The organism is Bacteroides sp. 14(A) (assembly GCF_000526555.1).
GTDB classification, from domain to species: domain Bacteria; phylum Bacteroidota; class Bacteroidia; order Bacteroidales; family Bacteroidaceae; genus Bacteroides; species Bacteroides cellulosilyticus.
Map to the genome: position 1 here is coordinate 1341070 of NZ_JAGH01000001.1, position 23134 is coordinate 1364203.

At 44.3% G+C, this 23134-nt stretch carries 15 protein-coding genes; 7 read left to right on the forward strand and 8 right to left on the reverse strand.

The window, feature by feature from the left end; all coding sequences use genetic code 11:
• Positions 1 to 2: 2 nt before the first annotated feature.
• From K429_RS0105030 to K429_RS0105040, 3 genes are all read left to right on the forward strand, one after another.
• Positions 3 to 1904, forward strand: a complete 1902-nt coding sequence (locus K429_RS0105030) for a carbohydrate-binding domain-containing protein (protein ID WP_025726228.1) — start codon at positions 3 to 5, stop codon at positions 1902 to 1904.
• Positions 1905 to 2006: 102 nt separating this feature from the next.
• The gene (locus tag K429_RS0105035) at positions 2007 to 3221 is read left to right on the forward strand and encodes a sensor histidine kinase (protein ID WP_044096365.1); all 1215 of its coding nucleotides are present in this window, start codon (positions 2007 to 2009) and stop codon (positions 3219 to 3221) included.
• A gap of 19 nt (positions 3222 to 3240) precedes the next feature.
• Positions 3241 to 3984, forward strand: coding sequence for a LytTR family DNA-binding domain-containing protein (locus K429_RS0105040; RefSeq protein WP_007214849.1), 744 nt, complete (start codon positions 3241 to 3243; stop codon positions 3982 to 3984).
• A gap of 76 nt (positions 3985 to 4060) precedes the next feature.
• Here the strand turns inward: K429_RS0105040 and K429_RS0105045 are convergent, their stop codons facing one another.
• The gene (locus K429_RS0105045; protein WP_025726230.1) at positions 4061 to 5248 is read right to left on the reverse strand and encodes an aminopeptidase C; all 1188 of its coding nucleotides are present in this window, start codon (positions 5246 to 5248) and stop codon (positions 4061 to 4063) included.
• Between the two features lie 94 nt (positions 5249 to 5342).
• Between K429_RS0105045 and K429_RS0105050 the strand changes: the two genes are divergently transcribed.
• Positions 5343 to 6191 (forward strand): patatin family protein, encoded by an 849-nt coding sequence (locus K429_RS0105050; protein WP_025726231.1) that lies wholly within the window; start codon positions 5343 to 5345, stop codon positions 6189 to 6191.
• Between the two features lie 349 nt (positions 6192 to 6540).
• Here K429_RS0105050 and K429_RS0105055 read toward each other — a convergent pair whose 3' ends face one another.
• The 4 genes from K429_RS0105055 to K429_RS0105070 are packed head-to-tail and all read right to left on the reverse strand — an operon-like array spanning position 6541 to position 14392.
• Positions 6541 to 8142: a glycoside hydrolase family 32 protein gene (locus tag K429_RS0105055; protein WP_022210830.1), complete on the reverse strand. Its 1602-nt coding sequence runs from the start codon at positions 8140 to 8142 to the stop codon at positions 6541 to 6543.
• Between the two features lie 9 nt (positions 8143 to 8151).
• Positions 8152 to 9555 (reverse strand): DUF4960 domain-containing protein, encoded by a 1404-nt coding sequence (locus K429_RS0105060; RefSeq protein ID WP_025726232.1) that lies wholly within the window; start codon positions 9553 to 9555, stop codon positions 8152 to 8154.
• 22 nt (positions 9556 to 9577) lie between these two features.
• Positions 9578 to 11311, reverse strand: a complete 1734-nt coding sequence (locus K429_RS0105065) for a RagB/SusD family nutrient uptake outer membrane protein (protein ID WP_025726233.1) — start codon at positions 11309 to 11311, stop codon at positions 9578 to 9580.
• An 18-nt stretch (positions 11312 to 11329) separates the two neighbouring features.
• On the reverse strand, positions 11330 to 14392 hold the full coding sequence (locus tag K429_RS0105070) for a SusC/RagA family TonB-linked outer membrane protein (protein ID WP_369796056.1): 3063 nt from the start codon (positions 14390 to 14392) through the stop codon (positions 11330 to 11332).
• A 335-nt stretch (positions 14393 to 14727) separates the two neighbouring features.
• Here K429_RS0105070 and K429_RS0105075 point away from each other — a divergent pair, with 335 nt between their 5' ends.
• Positions 14728 to 16530: a GH32 C-terminal domain-containing protein gene (locus tag K429_RS0105075; protein WP_081750832.1), complete on the forward strand. Its 1803-nt coding sequence runs from the start codon at positions 14728 to 14730 to the stop codon at positions 16528 to 16530.
• Between the two features lie 116 nt (positions 16531 to 16646).
• Here K429_RS0105075 and K429_RS0105080 read toward each other — a convergent pair whose 3' ends face one another.
• Positions 16647 to 17519 (reverse strand): aldose 1-epimerase family protein, encoded by an 873-nt coding sequence (locus K429_RS0105080; RefSeq protein WP_007214838.1) that lies wholly within the window; start codon positions 17517 to 17519, stop codon positions 16647 to 16649.
• A 205-nt stretch (positions 17520 to 17724) separates the two neighbouring features.
• On the opposite strand from K429_RS0105080, the gene K429_RS0105090 reads away from it, so the two are divergent.
• Complete coding sequence (locus K429_RS0105090) at positions 17725 to 18885, forward strand: MFS transporter (RefSeq protein WP_007217377.1); 1161 nt, start codon at positions 17725 to 17727, stop codon at positions 18883 to 18885.
• Positions 18886 to 18931: 46 nt separating this feature from the next.
• Positions 18932 to 19840 carry a carbohydrate kinase gene (locus K429_RS0105095; RefSeq protein WP_007214835.1) on the forward strand — a complete coding sequence of 303 codons (909 nt, stop codon included), beginning with the start codon at positions 18932 to 18934 and terminating at the stop codon, positions 19838 to 19840.
• Positions 19841 to 19887: 47 nt separating this feature from the next.
• On the opposite strand, the gene K429_RS0105100 is transcribed toward K429_RS0105095, so the two are convergent.
• Both K429_RS0105100 and K429_RS0105105 read right to left on the reverse strand, forming a co-directional pair.
• The gene (locus tag K429_RS0105100) at positions 19888 to 21318 is read right to left on the reverse strand and encodes an MAC/perforin domain-containing protein (RefSeq protein WP_025726236.1); all 1431 of its coding nucleotides are present in this window, start codon (positions 21316 to 21318) and stop codon (positions 19888 to 19890) included.
• A 125-nt stretch (positions 21319 to 21443) separates the two neighbouring features.
• Positions 21444 to 23051 carry a DUF6377 domain-containing protein gene (locus tag K429_RS0105105; RefSeq protein ID WP_025726237.1) on the reverse strand — a complete coding sequence of 536 codons (1608 nt, stop codon included), beginning with the start codon at positions 23049 to 23051 and terminating at the stop codon, positions 21444 to 21446.
• Positions 23052 to 23134: the final 83 nt, after the last annotated feature.

The following is a 23134-nucleotide window of genomic DNA, read 5'->3' on the forward strand; positions in this document are numbered from 1 at the left end:
AAATGAAACGAATACAGAAAATAGGGATTTATGCAGTGTGTTTCTGCTTGTGTGTCGCGTGTAGTGCTGATAGTCCTTTTGATGATTGGGGAGAGAACGGAACGGATGGGGGAACGAACCCCGGTGGAAGTTCAGGCAGTTCGGATGCTTCGGGTACATTACTTGACTTTGATGTTTCGTGGGAAGATATAGCTGATAATTCATATGTTGAAATAGCTGAAACTATCATAACCGACAAGAATGATGATGAATATGATGACTTTATAGAAAATTCATCATTCGCTTCTTCCATACAAATAGCATTTGCTAATGGTTCGGCAACGGTGACAGGCTCTGTGAGTGGGGTTACAGTAACCACAAACGGAGCACATGTCACAGTAAATGCATCCGTAGCAGGTGTAGAATATGTGCTTAGTGGTTCGGCATCCAACGGCTCTTTCAAGGTATACAGTGATAAGAAGTTTAAACTGACTCTTGCGGGTGTTTCGCTGACTAATGACAGCGGGGCGGCAATCAATATCCAGTCCGGCAAGCGTGTTTTTGTAGAAGTGAAGACGGAAACGGAGAACTATCTGGCAGATGCTTCTTCTTACTCCACCGTAACGGGCGAAGATGAAAAAGGATGCTTTTTTAGTGAAGGACAACTTATTTTTAGCGGTACGGGTGCACTGACTGTGACAGGTAATTACAAGCATGGTATTTGTAGTGACGACTATGTGCGTTTGCGTAGCGGCAGCAATATTACCGTAGCTTCTGCCGTGAAAGATGGAATTCATACGAATGATAAAATCATTATTGGTGGTGGTATCCTGAAGGTGAAAGCATCCGGTGATGGGTTAGACTGTGAAAAAGGATTCATTGATATACGAGGCGGACTTATCAAGGCTGACATCTCTGGGGATGCCTCTAAAGCGGTAAAGGCGGAAACGGACATCACGCTCAGTGGGGGGCAGTTGATTCTGCTGACTTCGGGCTCTGCGGTCTATGAAGACAATGATCTGAGTTCTGCCGCAGGTATCAAATGTGATGGTAACCTAGTGATGAATGGTACTACTCTTTTAGTCAAAAGTACGGGTGCTGCCGGTAAAGGTATTAATTGCGACGGAACTCTGAGTATCGATAATAGTACGGTGAAGATTATTACTACCGGTAAACAGTATGTCTATAATCGTCTGGATTCCTCCGCCAAAGGCATTAAAGCAGACGGTAATTTGACTATCAATTCCGGTACTATCTGGGTGAAGACTCCAGGTGGTGAAGGAAGTGAAGGGATTGAAAGTAAAAGTACCCTTACGGTGAATGGTGGTGACGTCAGCGTCTATTCTTATGATGACTGTATGAATGCTTCTAAAAGCATTGTTATCAACGGCGGTAATATCTATTGTTACAGCAGTGGAAATGATGGTGTCGATTCTAACGGTACCCTGACTATTACCGGTGGTACGATTGTCTCTATCGGTACTACATCTCCCGAGGAAGGATTTGACTGCGATCAGAATACTTTTAAGATAACAGGAGGAACTATCTTGGGAATTGGTGGCGGCACTAGTACTCCCACGTCCAGCGTTTGTACACAACGCACGGTTATCTATGGCGGTTCGGGTAGTAAAGGTACGCTTTTGAGTATTCAAGGTTCTGATCAGGTGATGTCTTACACTATTCCCCGTGCTTATTCGCAAATGACATTGTTGTTCAGCAGTTCGAAGTTGGCATCGGGCACCACTTATACGATTTATACAGGCGGTTCGGTGACCGGAGGTACTGAATTCTATGGACTGACTGTTGGTGGCACCTATACAACAGGTTCACAGGTAGCGACTTTTACGCCCAGCAGTATGGTGACTTCGGTAGGAAACGTATCTTCCGGAGGTCCTGGTGGTGGCGGAGGTGGTTGGCATTGGTAATGAGAACTTTGCCGATGAAAAGCTCCTCCTCGTCTATTTCTTTTGTCAGTTAATCGAAAGTCGGCTATATTTGCCATGACATCTCTAAAAAGGAAACAAACCATGAAGAAAGTGTTTGCCCGTGCTACCTATAAACGTTACCTGCCGGAAATGATGATCTACATTGCTGTGTGGCTTATCGTACTGATGGTGCCGGTGGTAAGCAATTTCTTCGAACTTTTATCGGGTAAGGTGGAAGTGATGCGGTGGAAAGGAGTTTTTATTTTATGGCTCAATGTGTTGCCATTCTTTTTCCTTTTCTTATTGAATAATCGTGTGCTTGCTCCTTTCCTTTTCCTGAAGCAGAAAGTGGTAGTGTATGTAGTAGTTGCCATATTATTATCTACGTTCACTTTCTGGGTAGTGGATATGGTGTCTCCCAGTCGTCCTGTCATGAAGCGGCAGCAAATAGAACAGAGAATGCGCGACCGGGGAAAGGAAGGGCCCGGGCCGAGAGAGCATGATGCTCCCGGTAAGCCTTCGGGGCCGGATATGCCGTCTGTACGGGGGGGACGTCCTGATCCTCGGCATTCTGACTTCCCACGTCCGCCTTTCGAAGAGATGCCTTTCTTTGTGCCCCTGTTTCGTGGTCCTTTTCTGGGGCGCATGCTGATAGCTTTGCTTATGTTCAGTTTCAACATTGCTGTTAAGCTGTTTTTTAAGTCAGTACGCGATCAGGAGGCTATGAAAGAACTGGAGCACAACAATCTTCAGACGGAGTTGGATTATCTGAAATACCAGATAAATCCGCACTTCTTCATGAATACTCTCAATAATATACATGCATTGGTGGATATTGATACGGAGAAGGCCAAACAAACCATTGTCGAACTTTCACGGTTAATGCGCTATGTGCTTTATGAATCGAATAACCGCTTGATATCGCTTTCCAAGGAGTTGCAGTTCCTCAATCATTATATAGAGCTGATGCGCATCCGCTATACGGATAAAGTGCGGATAGATGTGTCTTTTCCTACGGATACGGGCGAAGTACAAGTACCACCCCTATTGTTCGTTTCGTTTGTAGAGAATGCTTTTAAGCATGGTGTCAGTTATCAGCATGCTTCATTCGTATCAGTCTGTTTGCAGGTGGTGGGAGAGGAAATTCATTTCGTTTGTTCCAACAGTAATTATTATAGGTCCGAAGATCAGCACCACGGTATCGGTCTTGATAATATCCGCAAGCGTTTGCGTCTGTTGTTCGGTGAGCGTTATAAACTATCTATTGATGATACGGCCGATTGTTTTGATGTGCAGTTGCTTGTGCCGGTGAGTTAATACAGAATGGAGGTATATTATGATAAATTGTATAGCTATTGATGATGAGCCGTTGGCTCTTACCCAACTGACGGGATATATCTCCCGTGTACCTTTTCTGAATCTTGTAGCTTCCTGCCAAGACGCTTTCGATGCTATGAGTGTTCTTTCCGCACAGAAGATTGATCTGATGTTTGTTGATATCAATATGCCCGACCTGAATGGGATGGACTTTGTGCGTTCCCTGACGGAAAAGCCGTTGGTTATCTTCACAACAGCTTATTCGGAGTATGCCGTCGAAGGTTTCAAAGTAGATGCACTGGATTATCTGCTGAAACCGTTTGGCTTTCAAGACTTCCTGAAGGCGGTGGACAAAGCGTATAAATGGTGGGAATTCCGCACCAAAGGTCATGGAACAGTTGCTCCACCGTCAACTCCGTCCGAACTTTCTTTCAATGACGGTACTCTGTTTGTGAAGAGTGATTATCGCGTTACGCGTATCAACTTGGCAGATATTAAATATATTGAGGGAATGAGCGAATACGTACGTATCTTTGTAGAAGGAGAGGCTAAGCCCATTATGCCTTTACTCAGCATGAAGCGTCTGGAAGAAACTTTGCCCCCCTCTCAGTTTATGCGGGTACATCGTTCTTATATTGTCAATTTGAAAAAGATAACGGAAGTTTCTCGCCTGCGCATCGTTTTTGGAGAGACCTATATTCCGGTAGGAGAGAATTATAAGGATCAGTTTACGGAATATATTAACAGTAGGATGATGAAATAGTGATTAGTAGTGAGTGATAAGTGATTAGTACCATGCGGCAATGACAGCACAGCACTAATCACTCACCACTAATCACTTATTTAACTCCCAGCTTCTTCAGCAATGCTTTGGGCACTGCATCTTTGTGTACCAGGATATTGATAGTTTTGTAAGCAACGAAAGGTTTAGAAGCATACCAAGTACCTTTGTATTTGTTGTTGGTACCCCAGGAGTTCTTTACCATGTAGTATTCCTTACCGTTCTGGTCTTTGGCTATACCGTAGATAAGCATACCGTGGTCATCGGTAGTTTCCCAATTGTCGAATGCTGTTTGGCGCATTTCCTGAGTTACGGTGATTTCCGGTAATGGACGGGAAGTCAGTTCTTTGCGTTTGTCGGCGGCAGTAAGACCTGTCCAGCGTGCCATGTCGGAACCGGTGAGTTCGGCACCACGATCCGCATCGGGCATAACGGCTATACCGTCACGAGTGAAACCGTTTTCGCTGACGTCGCTACCCCAAGCTACAGTGTAACCGTTGTTAACGGCATTGTCGATAACAGACATGAATTCCATCAAAGGCAGGTTATAAGAAAGGCCGTTGCGCCAGTTGTCCTGAATTTCGATGTTCATCTGAGTGTAGAATGGATGGTGGGTAAATGAAGTCAGAGATATGTAATCGTCCGGATTGATTCCGAGGGATTCGGCAAATGTCTTCGGAGTATATTCTTTTCCTTTGTAAGTGAAGTTTTCGGGACACTTGCCGAGGTAAGTATCATAGATAGAGCACAGGCCTTTCTTCCATACCGGAGTCAGTTTGGTCAGTTTGCCTTTGGCAATAGCGTTTACGTAAGCACCGGCCACGGCATCCAACTCGTTGTGTACCGGCAATGTGTCACCGTACATGATGCCCGGCATAGCTTCCTGCGGAACAAGACCGTAGTTTCTCAGGCAGAACATGATGTCGTAGAAGCTTCCACCGGGTGAGAAAGAACTGTCACCGTGATAGCGTACGTAGTTCACGCCGCGGTCCATCATGGTGTGGTGCACCACAAACATTTCTGATAAATCATATTCGCCTTTGCCCATACGCAGCAATTCGCTTTCAAGGAAACCAAGAGCCGAAAAACTCCAGCATGTGCTGGAACGGTTTTGGTTTTTAACGGAAGTAATCGGGTTTTCTTTAACGGTTGTGAAGATGAAGCCTTCTTCCGCTTTCGGAGTGTCCTGTGCTGACACATTGAAACTCAATAAGCCTAAAGTGGCAATAAGTATTGACTTTTTCATCATAATTAAATTGATATTAAATGATTGTTACTGGCACAAAGATAGGGAGATTTCGGAAACAAAAGCTATCTTTGGAGCGTTTTATCAGATAATTATGGAGAAAAAGATACATATCAAACCCCAGACAGGATTGGTTCTTGAAGGCGGCGGCATGCGTGGTGTCTTCACTTGTGGCGTGCTGGACAGCTTTATGGACCGTGGCATCCGCTTCCCCTATACTATCGGAGTCAGTGCCGGAGCATGTAATGGACTTTCTTATATGTCCGGCCAGCGCGGACGTGCCAAGTACAGTAACATTGACTTACTGGAGAAATATCAGTATATCGGGTTGAAATATTTGTTGAAGAAACGTAATATTATGGACTTCGATCTGCTGTTCCAGGAATTTCCCGAACACATTCTTCCTTATGATTATGAAGCGTATTTCTCTTGTCCGGAGCGCTATGAAATGGTGACTACAAATTGTGTGACGGGTGAGGCTAACTATTTTGAGGAGAAACGGGACAAGCATCGTGTGATTGACATTGTGCGTGCTTCAAGCAGCCTGCCTTTTGTCTGCCCTATTGCTTATGTGGATAATGAGCCGATGCTTGACGGAGGTATTGTCGACAGTATTCCGCTGATGCGTGCCAGGAGTGAGGGATTTACCCATAATGTGGTAGTGCTTACCCGTAATCATGGTTATCGTAAAGAAGCAAAGGACATACATATACCTTCTTTCCTGTACCGTAAATACCCGAAAGTGCGTGAGGCTTTAAGCCGTCGTTGCCGTGTGTACAACGAGCAGTTGGAAATGGTGGAACGTATGGAAGCGGCAGGAGAGATTACTGTAATCCGTCCGCAGAAACCTGTAACAGTCGACCGTATCGAACGGGATATCAGGAAATTGACTGATTTGTATGAAGAAGGTTATGCATGTGCGGCGAAGTATGACTTTCAGTGATTAATCAAAAGATTGTAAACGCATTGCCAAATAATGATTGCTATAAAGTGGCAATCATTATCTGGCAATGCGTTTTTTTATTCTTAATCTTTGTTGGCCTACAAACTTTAGTAAGTCTGATATGAACAATTCAATGATTCGTTCACTATATTAAACTGAGGGTATTTCCCACTAGGACTGAAGGCACTTCCCACTAGGACTGAAGGTACCTCCCACTAGGACTGAACTCGTGTTTCATTACGACTGATCGTGATGGAACACCAAGTGCGTTGTCACACAGATGGTTACGTGGTATGTGAAACTCTTATAGAACTCTGTGAAACTCAGTGTTACTCTGTGGTGAATTAACTCAGTAATAGCTAACCTTCACAGCGCTGACTTCCACCGTTCCCGAATAACTATTAATAGACCATGGATTCTTCTGCATACCATATATGCGGTTTGTATAAGCCACATTATCATTGATATAAACCACGCAGACAGAGTTGTCCGTACAGATAGTTACATGATAAGTATTATCAGCAGGTCTGTCGAACAGATACCCGTCTATTCCGTCGATGAATCCTTTACCTTCTTCACCTTCTTCTTCGAAGTTTATTTTTCGCTTGTTATTGTTGTCTTCCGGATTCACTACAATGGTATAATACTTTTTGGAGTCCGTACCGCGTACCAGAGAGATACCGAATCTATCTGCATCGCCTGCCGTCTTTACGGTAAACGAAATCTTGTTGTTTACATTTAAGCGATTGAATAGGATATAAGCATTATCCGTCAGAGTATAGTTACCGTTGCTTTCTGATACTCCGCTACTCTTTTCCATCACTTTTACAGTAGAGGCGGTGGCATATTTCTGGCTGATACCTTCTACTAAGCCTAAAGTCAAAGTACCATCCGCATGCTGAACTACTTTGTGTGCAACCAGGCTTCCTGCCCATTCCGGTTCGTTCGGAGAAGCTCCTACGGCAGTATTGTCATTGCCCGAGCGGGTGGGGCACCATCCCCAGATGTAGCGGTTAGTTCCGTCCGAAGCCGTCTTGCCTGCATAGAAGCCACGTGAGTCAAGGAAACCTTCGTGGTTGTCGGGCCAGATACCGGCATCGTTGGCGGTGGTTGCTTTCAGTTCTTCCAGTGTACGTCCCTTGAAATATTGAACTTTGCGTACGGCTGCATGCATCTCCGAGTAGACCAGATACCACCAGTCTCCCATCTTGAAGACATCGGGACATTCATAAAAGCGATCCCACATCATGGTCATGAATACACCTGCATGTTCCCAAGTCTTCATATCTGTAGAAGTATATTCGGCCAGTACCCCTTTGCCGCTTTTAGTAGTGGAAACAAGCATGTGGTATTTTCCATCTTCACCTTCAAAAACGAAGGGGTCGCGGAAATCATTCTTGCTGTACCCGTCAGTGTCACCCTTCAGATAAAAAGTGCGATTCTTGGTCCAGGTCTTGAAGTCGGGTGAGGTGGCATACATCACTACCTGACCGTTCTCGGAAGAAGTAGGCTGATATTTGTTACCTGTGTAGAAGGTATAGTACAATTTATCCGAAGGATTATAAATAGTACTACCCGTTCCGATAGCGGCATCCTGCTCCGACAATCCTCCGCAAGAAATCAGTTCACCCATAGATGTGTATGAAGCGGCGTCCTGAGTACTTACCGCCCATATCGGGTGATAAGTGCCTGCTTGGTTCGGACGGTATTCCTGTAGATACATAATCTTGAAATCTTTTGCCTGCGGATCATAGAAAGGCATCGGATCGCCTACATAACCAACAGATGGCTTGTAGTATGTATCGAACTTCATGGCATCTGCCGAAGCAAAATAAGTGGTGGTTCCGTCCCAGTCTTTCTGAGTTAAAACCGGATCATTGTCATCGCTACAGCTGCTGAAAGAAGTGATCATCAGAGCAGCCAGTGTGAGTGAATATATCATTGTTTTCATATATTAGTTTTATTTACCCGTTAAATAGTCGATTGCATTCTCTGTCAGTTTGGCTACATTGCCATGATACTTGTCTGCTGAAGCATCTATGCCGTAAGCATACCAGTCGTAACATCCTGAGCCGATACATACGATACCTCCGCGAGAGTCTTCAGGCAGATATTCCCATGCCACGATAGCACCATCGCCACCGTAACCCAGATCGACACCGCCATGATTGGTACGCCATACTTCATTCGTAGCATAGCCGCCCCAGTCGGAACCGATGTGCCATTGTGCCGTACTGTTGGTGGTTCGGTAACCGGTATCGAAGGTATAGACCTTATCTGTTTCACCGCTGTTCATCACCAGGTTCTGGTAGAGGGCGTGCGACTCGTGTCCCTGGATAAAGAAGTTCCATGCACCACCCACTATTTCACCGGATTCTTCCGATTGTCCCCAACAGTTGTTCGGGTTGTTGCCGTCCAGGGTAGCACCCAGTTTGGCGGCATAATAAGTAGCATAGCGGGTAAGCAGCAGGTTCATGCCATTGTTATAAAGGTCTTTCATCTTCACCAATGCGTTGATTGCTGCAGGCGCTGCCTTTTCAAACTTATCCATGTTGTCGATGCCGCCGTCTATATGCAGATGCCACCACATGATTTCACATTCGCTCAGGTCTACTCTTCCTGCCTGCACATCTTCGAATGAGATATACTGCGAATTGGCAATATTGTTCAGCATCCAGGTTGCCGCTTCCTTTTCTTCCGGATTCAGTTCGTTCAGTGTAGCTGCCAGACCCACATATACGGCACTCGGTGCATCGGTCGGGATAACCGTTACCGTATAAACGGCAGATGCGGTGTTATATGAAACGGTGAATTCTACAGGATTGCTGAAGTCAATAGCCTGGCCGGATGCCGGCATTACGGTGGCTCCTGCCGAAGTTGTAATGATCGGAACCATGTTTTTGATATTGACTGAACTCGGCACACGTACGGTGATGGTATGTTTAGTCTGGTCGATAACTCCGGCATAAGCGTCATTCAGTTTGAAGGAGAGTATCCGCGCTTCATCATGCTTGATGTTGACGGTGTAGTCCAGGAATACGTTTCCGTTAGTCACTTTTATCACTTGGGGGAATGAGAAGTTCAGCACATCGCCTGCCTTAACAGAGGCCTCGGCACCTTCGGATACTTCGATACCGGTAACTTTCATTGCGTCAGTGTCGTATACTTCGGGCACTGCCACAGTTACGGTCTTATTGGTCCGGTCTATCACCCCCGTATAGGTATCATTCAGTTCAAGGGCGGTGAGCCATGTGTCTCCGTCCAGTTTCAGGTCGGAAGTATTATCATCGCTACATCCCGGGAATGTTAACAACAGGACAGTTCCCAGTACAAGCAGATTTAGTTTATTCAGTATTGATTTCATAATGTTCTTCTTTTTTATAAGGTTACCAGTTACCACAATTCTGCGTATAGTTTCCGTTGCTGGCACTCATCTGTGCAAACGGGATAGGCAGATATTCATTTTTATTCTTAGTGAACGAGGCATTCGTGTAGATGGTGCAGTCGGCAGCTTCCTCGGCATAGAACTTATTCAGTACTTCGGCAGCTTCGCCCCATCTTACCAGGTCAAAGAAGCGCTCTGATTCCAGAGCCAGCTCTACACGACGTTCAAACTTCAACAATTTCAAGGCATCTGCCTGTGAGTAGCTTCCCGTATAAGGCTGAATGTTGAAACGTACGCCATATTCCATTTCGTAGTCGGCAATCATGGCTGTGCTTTGTTTAGCACGGTTACGTACTTCGTTAATCAGGCTGATAGCTTCAGCTATACGTCCGTCGTTCAGTTGGATCAGTGCTTCGGCACGCATCAACAATACGTCCGAGTAGCGCAGTACGATGCGGTTCATCGGAGAACCCCACCAGGCACCCTTTATCAGGTAATCGCCATCCGGATCCACATTCTGCTTCAAGGTCACGTAATATCCGTAAAGTCCGTTGCTGCGGCTCCAGGTAGTCGACTGGTCCATCATGTAGTTCTTATTGAATTCATAAGGGAATCCCGGCATACCTACCGTCAGGAAGAGGCGTGGGTCAGCATAATCGGATTGCGAATTGTAATCGGTGTTGTTAAAGGAATCCAGCAGCGGGTGTCCGTTGGCATCTGTTTTGAATGCATTTACCAGATTCTGGCTCGGTTTGTAGAAGTCGCAACCACCATCGGTAACTCCCGGAATGTTGGGAACGATCAGACCATAAGACCAGTTGCAGTTACCGTTGTTGGTACCGTCGTTCATGGAGTATTGCATGGCCCACAGGGATTCCACGCCATTTTCATATTGAGGTTCCGGACGGAAGTTATTGTGAAAATCTGATTCCAGCCCGTAGCCGCCTGCCGACATAATGGCATTGTCTGTGTATTGTACTACTTTCACCAGGTCTTCCGTGCTGAGGCTTGTCACTTCATGGCTGTCTGCATTATCCTGATGATAAGCTTTGTACAGATAAGTCTTTGCCAGATAGGCGGCTGCTGCGGCTTTGGCGGGGCGACCTTTGTCTGCCTGCTTCACGGGAAGGTTATCATAAGCAAACTGGAAGTCATCTGCAATCTGTTGCCAGCCTTCGTCATTGTTGTAAGTGGTGTTGGAGAGATAGTTATATTCTTCCGGTGACAAGTTGGCATCGTTGGCAAACGGGATCTTCTTGTACAGGCGTTTCAGCAAGAAGTGACCATGTGCACGGAGGAATCTCATTTCGGCAATGCGCTGCTGCTTTAGTGAATAAGTACTTTCATCCACTTGTTCCAATAGTTGCAAAGCTGTATTGACGCGTGAGATACAGTTGTAGAGGCGCTGCCACATATCGCTGATGTTCCATGCCGTAGTCATGATACCTTGTGAGATGTCCAGTGAGTGGAATACATCACCGTCTTCCGTACCGTTTCCGCCTTTGTAAGCGTCATCCGAACGTACGTCATAGTTCCACATGGAGAAGGAAGAATTGATATCTTCGGCAGTAATCCATACTGCATAAGCAGAGATTACCAGATTGTCGATGTATGCCGGGTTCTTCAGCTGTTCGTCGCTGATGGTTCCCTGGGGGAGCTGATCTTCCAGAAAGTCGGTGCAACTGCCGCACATCAGTGAAAGACCTAAGACTGCTGTATATATTAACTTTTTCATAAGTAACTGATTTTATTGTTAAAAGCCTACATTAATACCGAAAGTTATATTCATCGGGATGGGGTAACCATAGTTGGCATTCTCAGGATCTACTCCGGTGAACTCCTTACTCTTGATGGTGAATACGTTCTGTGCGCTCAGATAGAAGCGCAGGTGCTCCATCTTCATCTTCTGGGCAAAGTTTTTCGGAACGTTGTATCCCAACTGTATATTGCGTAACTTCAGGAACGAACCATTCTCAACAAAGTAAGTGGAAACACGTTTCTCATTGTTCGTATCGCTGCGTGACAATGCAGGAATGGTAGAGTTCGGATTGGTGGGTGACCATGCATCGAGTACTCGCTTACCTTTGTTCAGGAAACCGATATTGAGTCCACTCCAAAGGTCGGTTTCTTTCTTCAGGTCGCTGATAACATCTACTCCCTGAACACCTTGCCAGAACATGGTGAGGTCAAAATTCTTGTATTCAAGGTAGATGTTCAGACCATAGCTGAAGTCCGGAGTCGGATTGTAAATCCATTGCTGGTCTTTCTCATTGATGATACCGTTACCGTCCAAGTCACGCCAGCGGATACGGCCTATCCCGGCGCCTTCCTGAGTGGCATGGTTATCAATCTCTTCCTGTGATTTGAAGATACCGTCAGCTACATAACCCACCTGCGAACCATTGGCGTGACCGATTACGCTTTGTACACCGTTACCACCGAAAGTGCCGTTGGCTGCTACTGTAGTTGGCAGCTTCGTGATTTCATTCCGGTAAGTGGATATGTTGGCATTCAGGTCATATTTCAGTCCGAATCTCGTTTGATTGCGATAACCGAGATTCAATTCAACACCCACATTCTTCATTTCTCCCGCATTGATCCATTGACTGCTTCCTTCGCCCATAGCGGCGATACCTGCCATCTGTACCAGAATATCCGTTGTCTTTTTGTAGAACCAGTCGAATGAACCGTAAAGAGATTGTTTAAACAGTGAGAAATCGAGGCCGAGGTTCGTTTGTGTGGTTGTTTCCCATTTGATGTTATCATTACCGATCTGATTACGTTTGAATCCGGATTGAAGGATGCTGCCGCCATTGGTTCCGGCAATGTCGTAGGAAGTACCATAGCTCTGACCGCCTGATTCCGTTACACCGTAGTTGGGAACATAAATTGTATAGCGGGCAATGTTCGAGATTTCCTGGTTGCCGGTCTGTCCCCATGAACCGCGGACTTTCAGATCGTCAATCCAACTGAGGTTTTGCATGAACTTTTCACGGTTCAAGCGCCATCCCAGTGAGAAGGAAGGGAATGTGGCATAGCGGTTATTTTTACCGAAACGTGAAGAACCGTCACGGCGTACTGTCATCGAGAGTAGGTATTTATCATCATATGTATAATTCAGTTTTCCGAAGAAAGAAACCAGTGAATAGCCTTCGCCCGAACCGTAAGCCTGAGCCGTACCGGAACCCGCATTCGGCCACATATAGTCGGGTGTCAGAATAGAATAATCTTCTTTATAACCCGAAAAATTGATATCATCTTCACGGTTCAGCTCCATACCCACCATGGCGTCTCCACGATGTTTGCCGATTTCCAGATTGTAGGTAGCGATGGCATTCCACATCCATTTCGTCCAGTGTTCCTGCTTGGCTTCTACGGCATTCTTATCATTTGCCACATTGCCTTCGGTGATGGGGTAGGTGAAGATGCGTTGTGATTTCTGTGCATAATCCAATCCGAAGGTGGAGCGGACATTGAATCCTTTGAAGGGGTTGAGGTTGATGTAAGCATCACCAAACATACGCCAGTAAGTATAGCGATTATCAGAGTTACGGTCCAGTCTCGCTACCGGGTTCTCACGGTCGGGATATCCGCCTACCGGACCTGCATATTCTCCATTGATGTCGTAAACGGGCAATGAGGGATTGAATTGCAATACATTTTGCAAGAATCCACCCGGTGCCTGCACCTCCGAAGTGCGGTTCAGTGTGAAGTGCTCTCCTATGGTCAGGAATTTGCCAATCAGATTATAATCAGAATTTATGCGGGCAGAGAAACGTTCGAAGTCACTGTCCTTGATGATACCTATATTCTTATAATAGCCCAGGGAGAAGAAAGATGACCCCTTTTCAGAACCATTGCTTACTGATACATTGTACTGCTGGATAATACCTGTACGGGTTGTTTCATCGAACCAGTCGGTGTCGGCAGCCGGAACCGTATTGGCGGAATCCAGATACTTGGACATGCTGATGTTGTTCAGTTGAGGATAACCGTTTGCGTCATATCCCCAGCTATACTTATAACCCAGTGCGTTGGTGTTGGGATCCTGGCCTTCGTTTACGTAAGCTTGCCACATGGCACGGCCATATTCTTCCGCATTCAGTACTTCCATCTTATTGGTATACATGGAAGCGGCGATAGAAGCATCGAAGTTAATCTTTATCTGTCCTTCTTTACCTTTCTTCGTAGTGATGATGATGACACCGTTTGCAGCGCGTGAACCATAGATAGAGGCAGAAGCCGCATCCTTCAATACCTGGATAGATTCGATATCATTGCCGTTCAGTTCGTGCATGCCCGATTTGGTAGGCACACCGTCAATAATATAAAGAGGATCGTTATTATTCAAAGTCCCGACACCGCGAATACGTACAGTGGCATTTCCACTGGGATTACCGTCGGCTGTGATGTTCATACCGGGGACGCGTCCCTGTAATGCTTTGATCGGGTTGTTTTCGTTTTGCTTGGCAATCTCGTCTATGCTGACTACGGAGATGGCTCCGGTCAGGTCGGCCTTGCGTTGAGTAGTATAACCTGTGACTACGACTTCCTGTAGCAATTCCGATTCTTCTTCCAGAACGATATTCAGTGTAGCTTGAGCTTTCACATTCACAGTCTTGAATCCGATATACGAAATGGAGAGTTCTGCGCCTTGTGGTACAGACAATGTAAAGTTACCGTCGATGTCTGTTATGGTGCCGTTACTTGTCTGGTTGGTTTCTATGACAGTTGCACCGATAATGGATTCTCCGTCAGTCTTGGAAACCACTTTTCCTTGTACCGTCAGGCGTTGGGCCTGAACTAGTGTACACATTATAAGAAAGAGTGCAAATAGAAGTGATCTTTTTATGCCTTCCATGTTTTTAGATTTTAATTAATATGCTTTTCATTTTGTAATCGCTGTGGATTACCTCTCAAAACATGCTTTCCCGAGTGATGTTTTGATGTTGCAAAGAAAGGGAATTAAGTGAAAATATGCTGTAATTTATGTTTCATAAGCTGGTATATTTGTAACAAAATAAAGGGCAGGTATCATATTTGCCAGCTTATGAAACATAAATGGCAGGCTATTTCTGTTTTATTCGCTTCCTTTGCAAAGTGCTTTCCCGAGCAACTCATTATTAATTAAATGTAATACCCAAAAACATCATGAATTTAAAAAACAATTTGTTGACTGTGCGATGGACCCTTACCTTTATAATAGGTACAATCTGGTCTGTCTTTTCGTGTCAGGCTATTAATCCTCCTTTTGTGATTAAACATTTAGGTGACGGACAGAGCATTGTCCAGATTGAGAACCAGAAGAAATTTCTGTTGCTTCCCGTGGAAGAGGCTGCTCCGGAGGCAAAGCTATATATGATAGCCGATAATGACGTAGTGCGCAATATGAATGTTCGTCTGGCTATAAATAAGGTGGACTATTTTGTTCCGGTAGATCTCTCCGGATTTGATAATAAATCACTTTCTTTCAACTTCCAGTTGATACCCGATACGGCTATTTGCTGGGATGAAATGAAACTTTCCAATGAGTTTGATACATCCAATCGCGAGAGTTTCCGTCCGCTTTATCACTTCACTCCTCAATATGGCTGGATGAATGATCCGAACGGTATGGTATATAAAGATGGTGTTTATCATTTGTTTTATCAATACAATCCTTACGGTTCTATGTGGGGAAATATGCATTGGGGACATGCCACCAGTACAGACCTGGTGAATTGGGAACATCAGCCGATAGCCATTGCGCCCGATGCGTTGGGAACTATCTTCAGTGGTTCCTGTGTGGTTGATAAGGATAATACGGCAGGCTTTGGTGCCGGTGCGATCATAGCTTTCTATACTTCGGCCAGCGATCGCCAGGTACAGAGTATGGCTTACAGTCTGGACAACGGAAAGACATTCAAGAAGTATGCGCGTAATCCTATACTGACTTCCACCCAACGTGATTTCCGTGATCCGAAAGTTTTCTGGCATGACGCTACCGATAAATGGATCATGATTCTTGCCGTAGGTCAGGAAATGCAAATCTACTCTTCAGCTAATCTGAAGGACTGGGCTTATGAAAGTAGTTTCGGTGAAGGTCAGGGGGCTCATGGTGGTGTATGGGAATGTCCCGACCTGATAGAATTACCTATTGAAGGTACGGAACTGAAGAAATGGGTTCTAATCTGTAATATTAATCCCGGCGGACCTTTCGGTGGAAGTGCCACTCAATACTTTGTAGGTACCTTCGATGGAAAGAAGTTTGTGAATGAATCACCGAAAAACACCAAGTGGATGGACTGGGGAAAAGATCACTATGCTACCGTGACTTGGAGTAATGCGCCCGAAGGACGCCATATAGCGCTGGCATGGATGAGCAACTGGCAATATGCCAACAATGTACCTACTACTCAGTATCGCAGTGGTAACTCTGTTCCCCGTGACCTGAGTCTCTATACTTCGGCGGGTGAAACTTATCTGAAATCTTCCCCTTCGCGAGAACTGCTGAAACTGCGTGGGAAAGAAGAAAAGAAGCATTCCTTCAAGGTGGACCGTACTTATAATATGGACAAACTGCTTTCGGATAATACAGGTACGTATGAAATTGAAATGACGATTAAGAACAGAAATGCAGAAGTCATTGGCTTCCAACTTTTCAATTCAAAAGGAGAAGAAGTGGATATTTACTATAATCTGGTAGAGAAGAAGTTTGCGATGGATCGTAGTAAGAGCGGAGTCGTATCATTCAGTTCGGACTTTCCGGTGCTGACTCTTGCTCCGATAGAAGGCAATTCGGAAATGACGCTGCGTCTTTTCGTTGATAAATCAAGTATTGAAGCGTTTGGCGATGACGGACGTTTCGCAATGACAAACCTTGTGTTTCCTTCGGAACCTTACAACCGTATCAGTTTCTATGCCAAAGGCGGTAGCTATGCGGTAAGTTCATTCAAGGTTTATAAGTTGAAATAAGATTGGTCTATATTTCCTCCTTTTCTGTACCCGAATTTTATCAAAGCCGTACCCGCTCCGTAGCTGGTCCGTACCTAAGCGTTTGGACCAGATACGGACCAGGTACGGCTTCTCCTTTATTCTTCTATTTCAATGGTATATTTTCCTTTGAATACCTCTTCGGGTTGCAGATGCTGTACCCAATCCTTATCTTTATACTCTCCTGTATAATGTGCTTTGTCGCAACGACCGTACCATGGTTCAATACAGACAAACGGGGCATTCTTGGCAGGTGGCGACCACAGTCCGACAACAGGCGCATCAAAATGGAGGCTGAGATAAGGAGCTTTCTCCTTATTATATAGAGTAACCCGCCGCACCTGGCTTCCCTCCAATATAAGTGCATCTTTGTCAAATGTATGTGTGTCCAATGGCAACAAGTCGTTTGTCAGTTTCAGAGGATATTGGGTGTCCGGGTCGGCACATCCTTTTTCAGAAATAAGTATGTATTTCAGTCCGCTTTTCTTATTGAAACCGAAAAATCCCCGTTCTTGCGTTTCGGCATCGAAATCCGGATAGTAGAATGCCGGATGTGCACCAATCTGGAAGTGCATTTCCTTCTCCCCGGTATTCTCTACTTCCCACATGACATCGACCTTCTTCTCGCGGATGCGATAGCCGATGGTGAGACGGAATGGGAAAGGATATTTCTTGAGTGTTTCTTCGTTGCTGACAAGCTGGTAGCGGACTTCATCGTTTTCCTCGGATATCAGTGTGAACTCCATGTCGCGGGCAAATCCATGCTGAGTGAGGACATAGGTGGTATCTTCGTTTCGATATTCATTCTCCCATACGCTTCCTACAATCGGGAAGAGTACCGGCGAATGGCGTTTCCAGAATGCAGGATCTGCCTGCCATAGATATTCTTTTCCATTAGAAAAAATACTGCATAGCTCTGCTCCATGTGCAGAAACTTCAATGCTGAGTCGTCCATTAAAGAGTGTTTCCATATTGTTGTTTAAAAAGTTTCTTTGGATAATTTTCCACAAATGTAGCTAAAAAGAGAAATAATGCCCTTGAAATGCGCTTAAAAAACATTCTTGTATCATAATTGCCACTCTTTGTAACAAGATTGTTATCCTGTTGTTCTGATATTCGCTTCCTTTGCAACGTGCTTTTCCGAGCAAGAAATACTTAAATTAATACCATACAACAATGAAATCTAATTCTTCGTTATCCAAGCTGATCCCTGTGATGCTCTGCTTTTTCGCTATGGGATTTGTGGATCTGGTAGGCATCGCCTCCAACTATGTAAAAGCAGATTTGGGTTTGACAGACTCTCAAGCTAACATCTTCCCTTCGCTGGTTTTCTTCTGGTTCCTGATCTTCTCTGTGCCGACAGGTATGTTGATGAGCCGTATCGGACAAAAAAAGACGGTACTCCTTAGTTTGGTTGTGACCTTTGCTTCGTTGTTATTGCCTGTTTTTGGTGATAGCTATACGTTGATGCTGCTTTCTTTCTCTTTATTAGGTATCGGCAATGCATTGATGCAGACTTCACTGAATCCGCTGCTTTCCAACATCGTGAGAGGTGACCGGCTGGCAAGTAGCCTTACCTTCGGACAATTTGTAAAGGCGATTGCTTCGTTTCTTGCACCTTACATTGCTATGTGGGGAGCTACACAGGCCATTCCGTCGTTCGGTTTGGGTTGGCGTGTGCTGTTTCCTATTTATATGGTGATAGCTGTGATAGCCGTTTTATTGTTGGGACAGACACAGATTGCCGAGGAGAAAGAGGAAGGAAAACCTTCTACGTTCGGTGAGTGTTTGGCTTTATTGGGTAAACCGTTTGTTTTGCTTTCTTTCATCGGTATCATGTGCCATGTAGGAATCGATGTAGGTACGAATACTACTGCTCCTAAGATTCTAATGGAGCGTTTGGGGATGGGATTGGATGACGCTGCGTTTGCTACCAGTCTCTACTTCATTTTCCGTACGGCAGGCTGCTTCACAGGTTCTTTTATTTTGAGGAGGATGAATGCTAAATCGTTCTTTGCTATCAGTAGTTTTATGATGTTACTGGCAATGATTGGACTTTTTGCTTTCCATTCAAAAACATCTATTTATATTTGCATTGCGCTGATAGGTTACGGAAACTCGAATATCTTTTCGATTGTCTTCTCACAGGCGTTGCTGTATATGCCCGGCAAGAAGAATGAAGTTTCCGGTCTGATGATAATGGGACTTTTTGGTGGAACTGTTTTTCCGTTGGCAATGGGATTGGCAAGTGATGCCATAGGACAAAGCGGTGCAGTAGCCGTGATGACTGTCGGAGTACTTTATTTGCTGTACTATACTTTGAAGATAAAGAAATAACCTAATGTCTAATTGTAATTTATAATTTGTAATTAAATTTAGTGTCATGAATAAAATCATCGTAGGAATGGGTGAAGCACTCTGGGATGTGCTGCCCGAAGGAAAGAAGATAGGTGGTGCGCCTGCCAATTTCGCTTATCATGTATCACAGTTTGGTTTTGATAGCCGTGTAGTGAGTGCAGTGGGACGTGATGCTGACGGACAGGAAATATTGGATGTTTTTGCTCAAAAGAAACTGACTTGTGAGATCGAGCAAGTGGATTATCCTACCGGTACGGTACAGGTTACTCTTGATGCTGTGGGGGTTCCCTGTTATGAGATTAAAGAGGGGGTAGCTTGGGATAACATTCCTTTTACGGATGATTTGAAACGTCTGGCCCTTTCCACCCGTGCTGTTTGTTTCGGTTCGCTGGCTCAGCGCAGTCCCGTGAGTCGTGCTACTATTCAACGTTTTCTGGACACCATGCCTGATGGAGAAGATCAGATCAAGATTTTCGATATCAATCTTCGTCAGGGATTCTATACGAAAGAAATACTCTGCGAATCTATGCGCCGCTGCAACATACTTAAAATAAATGATGAGGAACTGGTTACTATCAGCCGTATCTTCGGTTATCCGGGTATTGATTTACAGGATAAATGCTGGATACTTTTGGCTAAATATAATCTGAAGATGCTGATTCTGACTTGTGGAACCAATGGCAGTTATGTATTTACTCCGGGTGTAGTATCTTATCAGGATACACCGAAAGTTCCTGTTGCCGATACTGTGGGGGCAGGTGATTCTTTTACTGCTGCTTTTACATCGGCTATACTTAGTGGGAAACCTGTTCCCGAAGCGCATAAACTGGCAGTGGAAGTCTCCGCCTATGTTTGTACACAGAGTGGGGCCATGCCGGAATTGCCGTCTGCTTTTAAGAGTCGGTTGGGAGCAGCTGATATCTCCGGTGTATGAGTTGAACCTATCCTGATAATTGCTTCAACTTGGCAGGCAATCCTATATTATAGGGGCATTGTGTAACATACAATGCCTTTTTGCTTCCAACTCCCTTTTGTGCCATATTCCTGCTTGTCTTCTGTTGTATAACAATAATCGTTCTTATTTTCGGCTTCGTATAGCGGGATGGCTCCTTCTACGGGCGAAGCGTATACATATCCTAATTCTTTTTCCAGTTGCCATTCGGTGTCGGCTGGCAATAGCTCTACAGATAGACGTTGCTTTTTTCCGTTACTATATAAATACAACGGTACGGTACTCGTGATTTGTTGTTTGTAGATGGAACAGATGGCTCCTTCATATTTTTTGTTGGAGTGCATTGCAATATCTAAGTAAGATGTGTCGTATGTGTGATTTTTGCCATTCCAGGCCTGAAGTAACGGAGTGGTAGAAACTAACGATAACTTTTGGTTGGATATATATTTTTCTATCGCATCTTTCACTTGCTCTTTTTTGGTGGCATCCGCTATTAGTTCATAAATAGGAAGGACTTTATTTTGAGTGATTTTCGTCAAAGTATAATTCTCTTCATTGAACGAGTTCCACCAGGCATTAAAGCCAGCGGTTATCGGTTGTGAAGTCAATAAACTTGTATTTCCTCCATAGAATTCCAGTATAAGCTGACCTCCTATGCTTTGTGCCACTTCTTCTTCCCATCCGCCGGCACCGCTTCCGGTAAAGAGACCTTGCTGGCCTATTTTTTCCAAAGCGCTGAGTAAGGTGATTTTTGTGGTGCTGGTAGCTGATGTCGCTGTAGGTACTGCTGTCCGGTAAAGTCCTCTGAATCGTGCTCCTATACCGACATCCACTAAAAGGTGTGTGCCATATTTGTTTATGATATCTTCTGCTGCCAGACTGGTTACATCATTTTCAAATTCCTGCGTAAGGTATCTGTATTTATATTTCTCTAAGGTATAGAAAAACGAAAAGTACCAACGCTCCGCTGTAAATAGTTGTTCGCTGGAGGCAAAAGAATATTGTGAAGAATGGTTGTAATCAGACTCGAACTCTTTATGCTTGAGAATGGTACCGACCGATAGAGCATTTCTGGAATTTATGTCTCCCAATATCAGGCTATTGGTAATATCAGTCAGGAATGTTGTTGCATTTTCTCCGGCGTAGTCTCTGGGTTCGGAAGAAGTGGCTTTCATACGATAGATATAATCTTCATCGCTGTTTTCCAATTTTTCCAAATCTATTATGGGAGCTTTTATGGCTTCGGGACTTAAATGGTCGGCAGTAACATCGTAGCCTGCGCCAAGAATTTGTTTCATATTTGCCGGATAGGCTTTGAAAATGACTTTCTTGTCAGGAATGGCTTTAAGTTCATAAAAATCAGAAGAAGTGGGATTTTCATCTTCCGGGTTGAAATCAGAATCCGAGGAACATGCATATAACGTGCATATCGAAATGATAAAATAGAATAGATTTTTCATAATATAATAGTTTTTCTAGTAGTTATCTTGTAGCTGTCGACAAAAGTAACAGAAGTATTTGAAAGGGCAATGGATACACATTCTTTTCTTAAGAAAAAGTGTCTTATTTTATAATGTAAGTGAATCTACATCACTGCACAAAGCTCCTCCACCTGCTTTTCAAAGCTATCCCTCATCTTTGCCTTATTCTTCACTACACTCCGATGATTATAAATTGTTTGTGGTGAGTAGAACAAGAGGGTAGCTATCCTGGAACTATCTTGAATCCCCATACGTATCAATGCAAATATCCGAAGTTCTGTATTCAGTATTTCTCCTCTTTTAGGTATGATTTCTTCACCCTCCCGCAATAGTGCATTAAATTCTTCTATAAATTTAGGGTATAAATTCAGAAATGCCGTATCGAAGTTTACGAAGAACTCTTTCGCATCTGTATCTGACAGTTTGGTGGCATTGACTAACTTCAATAGATCATCTGTCTGTTTCGCTTTCACTTTTCTCTTTACCAAATCCTGATATTTATTCAGCTTGTCTATATAGGCAGCACACAGGTCCATGAACAGGCTTACATATTCTTCACGCGTATGATTTGTATTTACTAATGCCTTATTCAGATGTTGCAGTTCCTGATTCATGTCCGCCAGTATCTTCCTGCGTTTATGGAGTTGATGCATTTGCCGATAAATATAGATCAGGGAGACGACCAGTCCGATGGACAATATACTGATGCATATCAGTGACCATTGCAGTCGTCTGCTCTTGATAAGATTCTGTTCCTGATAAGACAGTACAATAGAAGGGAATTTTTTCGCTATTTCGAGCATGCGGAGCCGGTTATTATAAAACTGAGCGTCTTCCATGGAGTAGTTCAGATAGCGATTGGCACGGGATACTTCCCCACTTCGGTTTTTAAAGATATACAGGGCCAGTTCCTGTAAGGCTAGATTTTCTTTAAGCGGGCATACCTGATCCGATATGGCGGCCTTGATCAGATAATGCTCATATTCGTTCCAGTCACCAAGTTTTGAATAGACCAATGCTAAACCATACGTAACCATAGCATACAATCGAACATTCACTGGAACGCCTTCCAGTGCCTTTTGATAATACTTTTCCGCTTCGGCGTACCGCTGGTGACGATATAGATTTTCTCCTTTCCAGTAATTGTATAGTGACGAGCCAGTGGGAAGTACACTGATCAATGAATCCTGATAAAGCATTTCTTTTTCATAATAACGGGGAGCATAAACCTTATCGTTGGAATATTCCGCCCACATACTGTAAGCCCATTCATAGGCGGCGTAATATTCTATCCGTGTCGCATCATTCAATGTACGTGAATCTATTTGTTCCAGATTCTGGATGGATTCGCTGAAATAACCCGATGTGGAAAGAAGCACCGAGCGGTGAATGATGCTCAGGTTGCGATAAGCGGGGTGAGATAGTGTCATAGCCACCTGTTCTTCCTTGTCTACATAGAGCATGGCTGAATCGAAACGGTAAGTATAGTACTCTTCGTAAATAGCATTGTATAATCGGAAACGTTCATTGTCGTCCATGGATGGATATAGCAAACGCTTTAAACTGTCAATTCGGGCTTCTTTTCGGAGTGAGTATTGGTTGCGCAGTTTTAAAGCTGATTCCAACTCATTGGATAAGTCAGTCTTATTCGCCGCACGAAAAGGGACAAGCACGAACAACAGGAATAATACCGATAACAAGTATTTTTTCATAGGGTATGTTCATTAAAAGTAGACAAATACAAAGATATTAAAACTTTCCGGTAAACGGGTATGTCTACTTGCTTTTATAAAAC

Coding starts and splice junctions, on each gene's coding strand:
- K429_RS0105035 (WP_044096365.1), top strand. CDS start 2,007: ATGAAGAAAGTGTTTGCCCGTGCTACCTATAAACGTTACCTGCCGGAA.
- K429_RS0105045 (WP_025726230.1), bottom strand. CDS start 5,248: ATGAAAAAGTCAATACTTATTGCCACTTTAGGCTTATTGAGTTTCAAT.
- K429_RS0105070 (WP_369796056.1), bottom strand. CDS start 14,392: ATGTGTACACTAGTTCAGGCCCAACGCCTGACGGTACAAGGAAAAGTG.
- K429_RS0105080 (WP_007214838.1), bottom strand. CDS start 17,519: ATGGAAACACTCTTTAATGGACGACTCAGCATTGAAGTTTCTGCACAT.
- K429_RS0105050 (WP_025726231.1), top strand. CDS start 5,343: ATGGAGAAAAAGATACATATCAAACCCCAGACAGGATTGGTTCTTGAA.
- K429_RS0105105 (WP_025726237.1), bottom strand. CDS start 23,051: ATGAAAAAATACTTGTTATCGGTATTATTCCTGTTGTTCGTGCTTGTC.
- K429_RS0105075 (WP_081750832.1), top strand. CDS start 14,728: ATGAATTTAAAAAACAATTTGTTGACTGTGCGATGGACCCTTACCTTT.
- K429_RS0105060 (WP_025726232.1), bottom strand. CDS start 9,555: ATGAAATCAATACTGAATAAACTAAATCTGCTTGTACTGGGAACTGTC.
- K429_RS0105065 (WP_025726233.1), bottom strand. CDS start 11,311: ATGAAAAAGTTAATATATACAGCAGTCTTAGGTCTTTCACTGATGTGC.
- K429_RS0105055 (WP_022210830.1), bottom strand. CDS start 8,142: ATGAAAACAATGATATATTCACTCACACTGGCTGCTCTGATGATCACT.
- K429_RS0105100 (WP_025726236.1), bottom strand. CDS start 21,318: ATGAAAAATCTATTCTATTTTATCATTTCGATATGCACGTTATATGCA.
- K429_RS0105040 (WP_007214849.1), top strand. CDS start 3,241: ATGATAAATTGTATAGCTATTGATGATGAGCCGTTGGCTCTTACCCAA.
- K429_RS0105095 (WP_007214835.1), top strand. CDS start 18,932: ATGAATAAAATCATCGTAGGAATGGGTGAAGCACTCTGGGATGTGCTG.
- K429_RS0105030 (WP_025726228.1), top strand. CDS start 3: ATGAAACGAATACAGAAAATAGGGATTTATGCAGTGTGTTTCTGCTTG.
- K429_RS0105090 (WP_007217377.1), top strand. CDS start 17,725: ATGAAATCTAATTCTTCGTTATCCAAGCTGATCCCTGTGATGCTCTGC.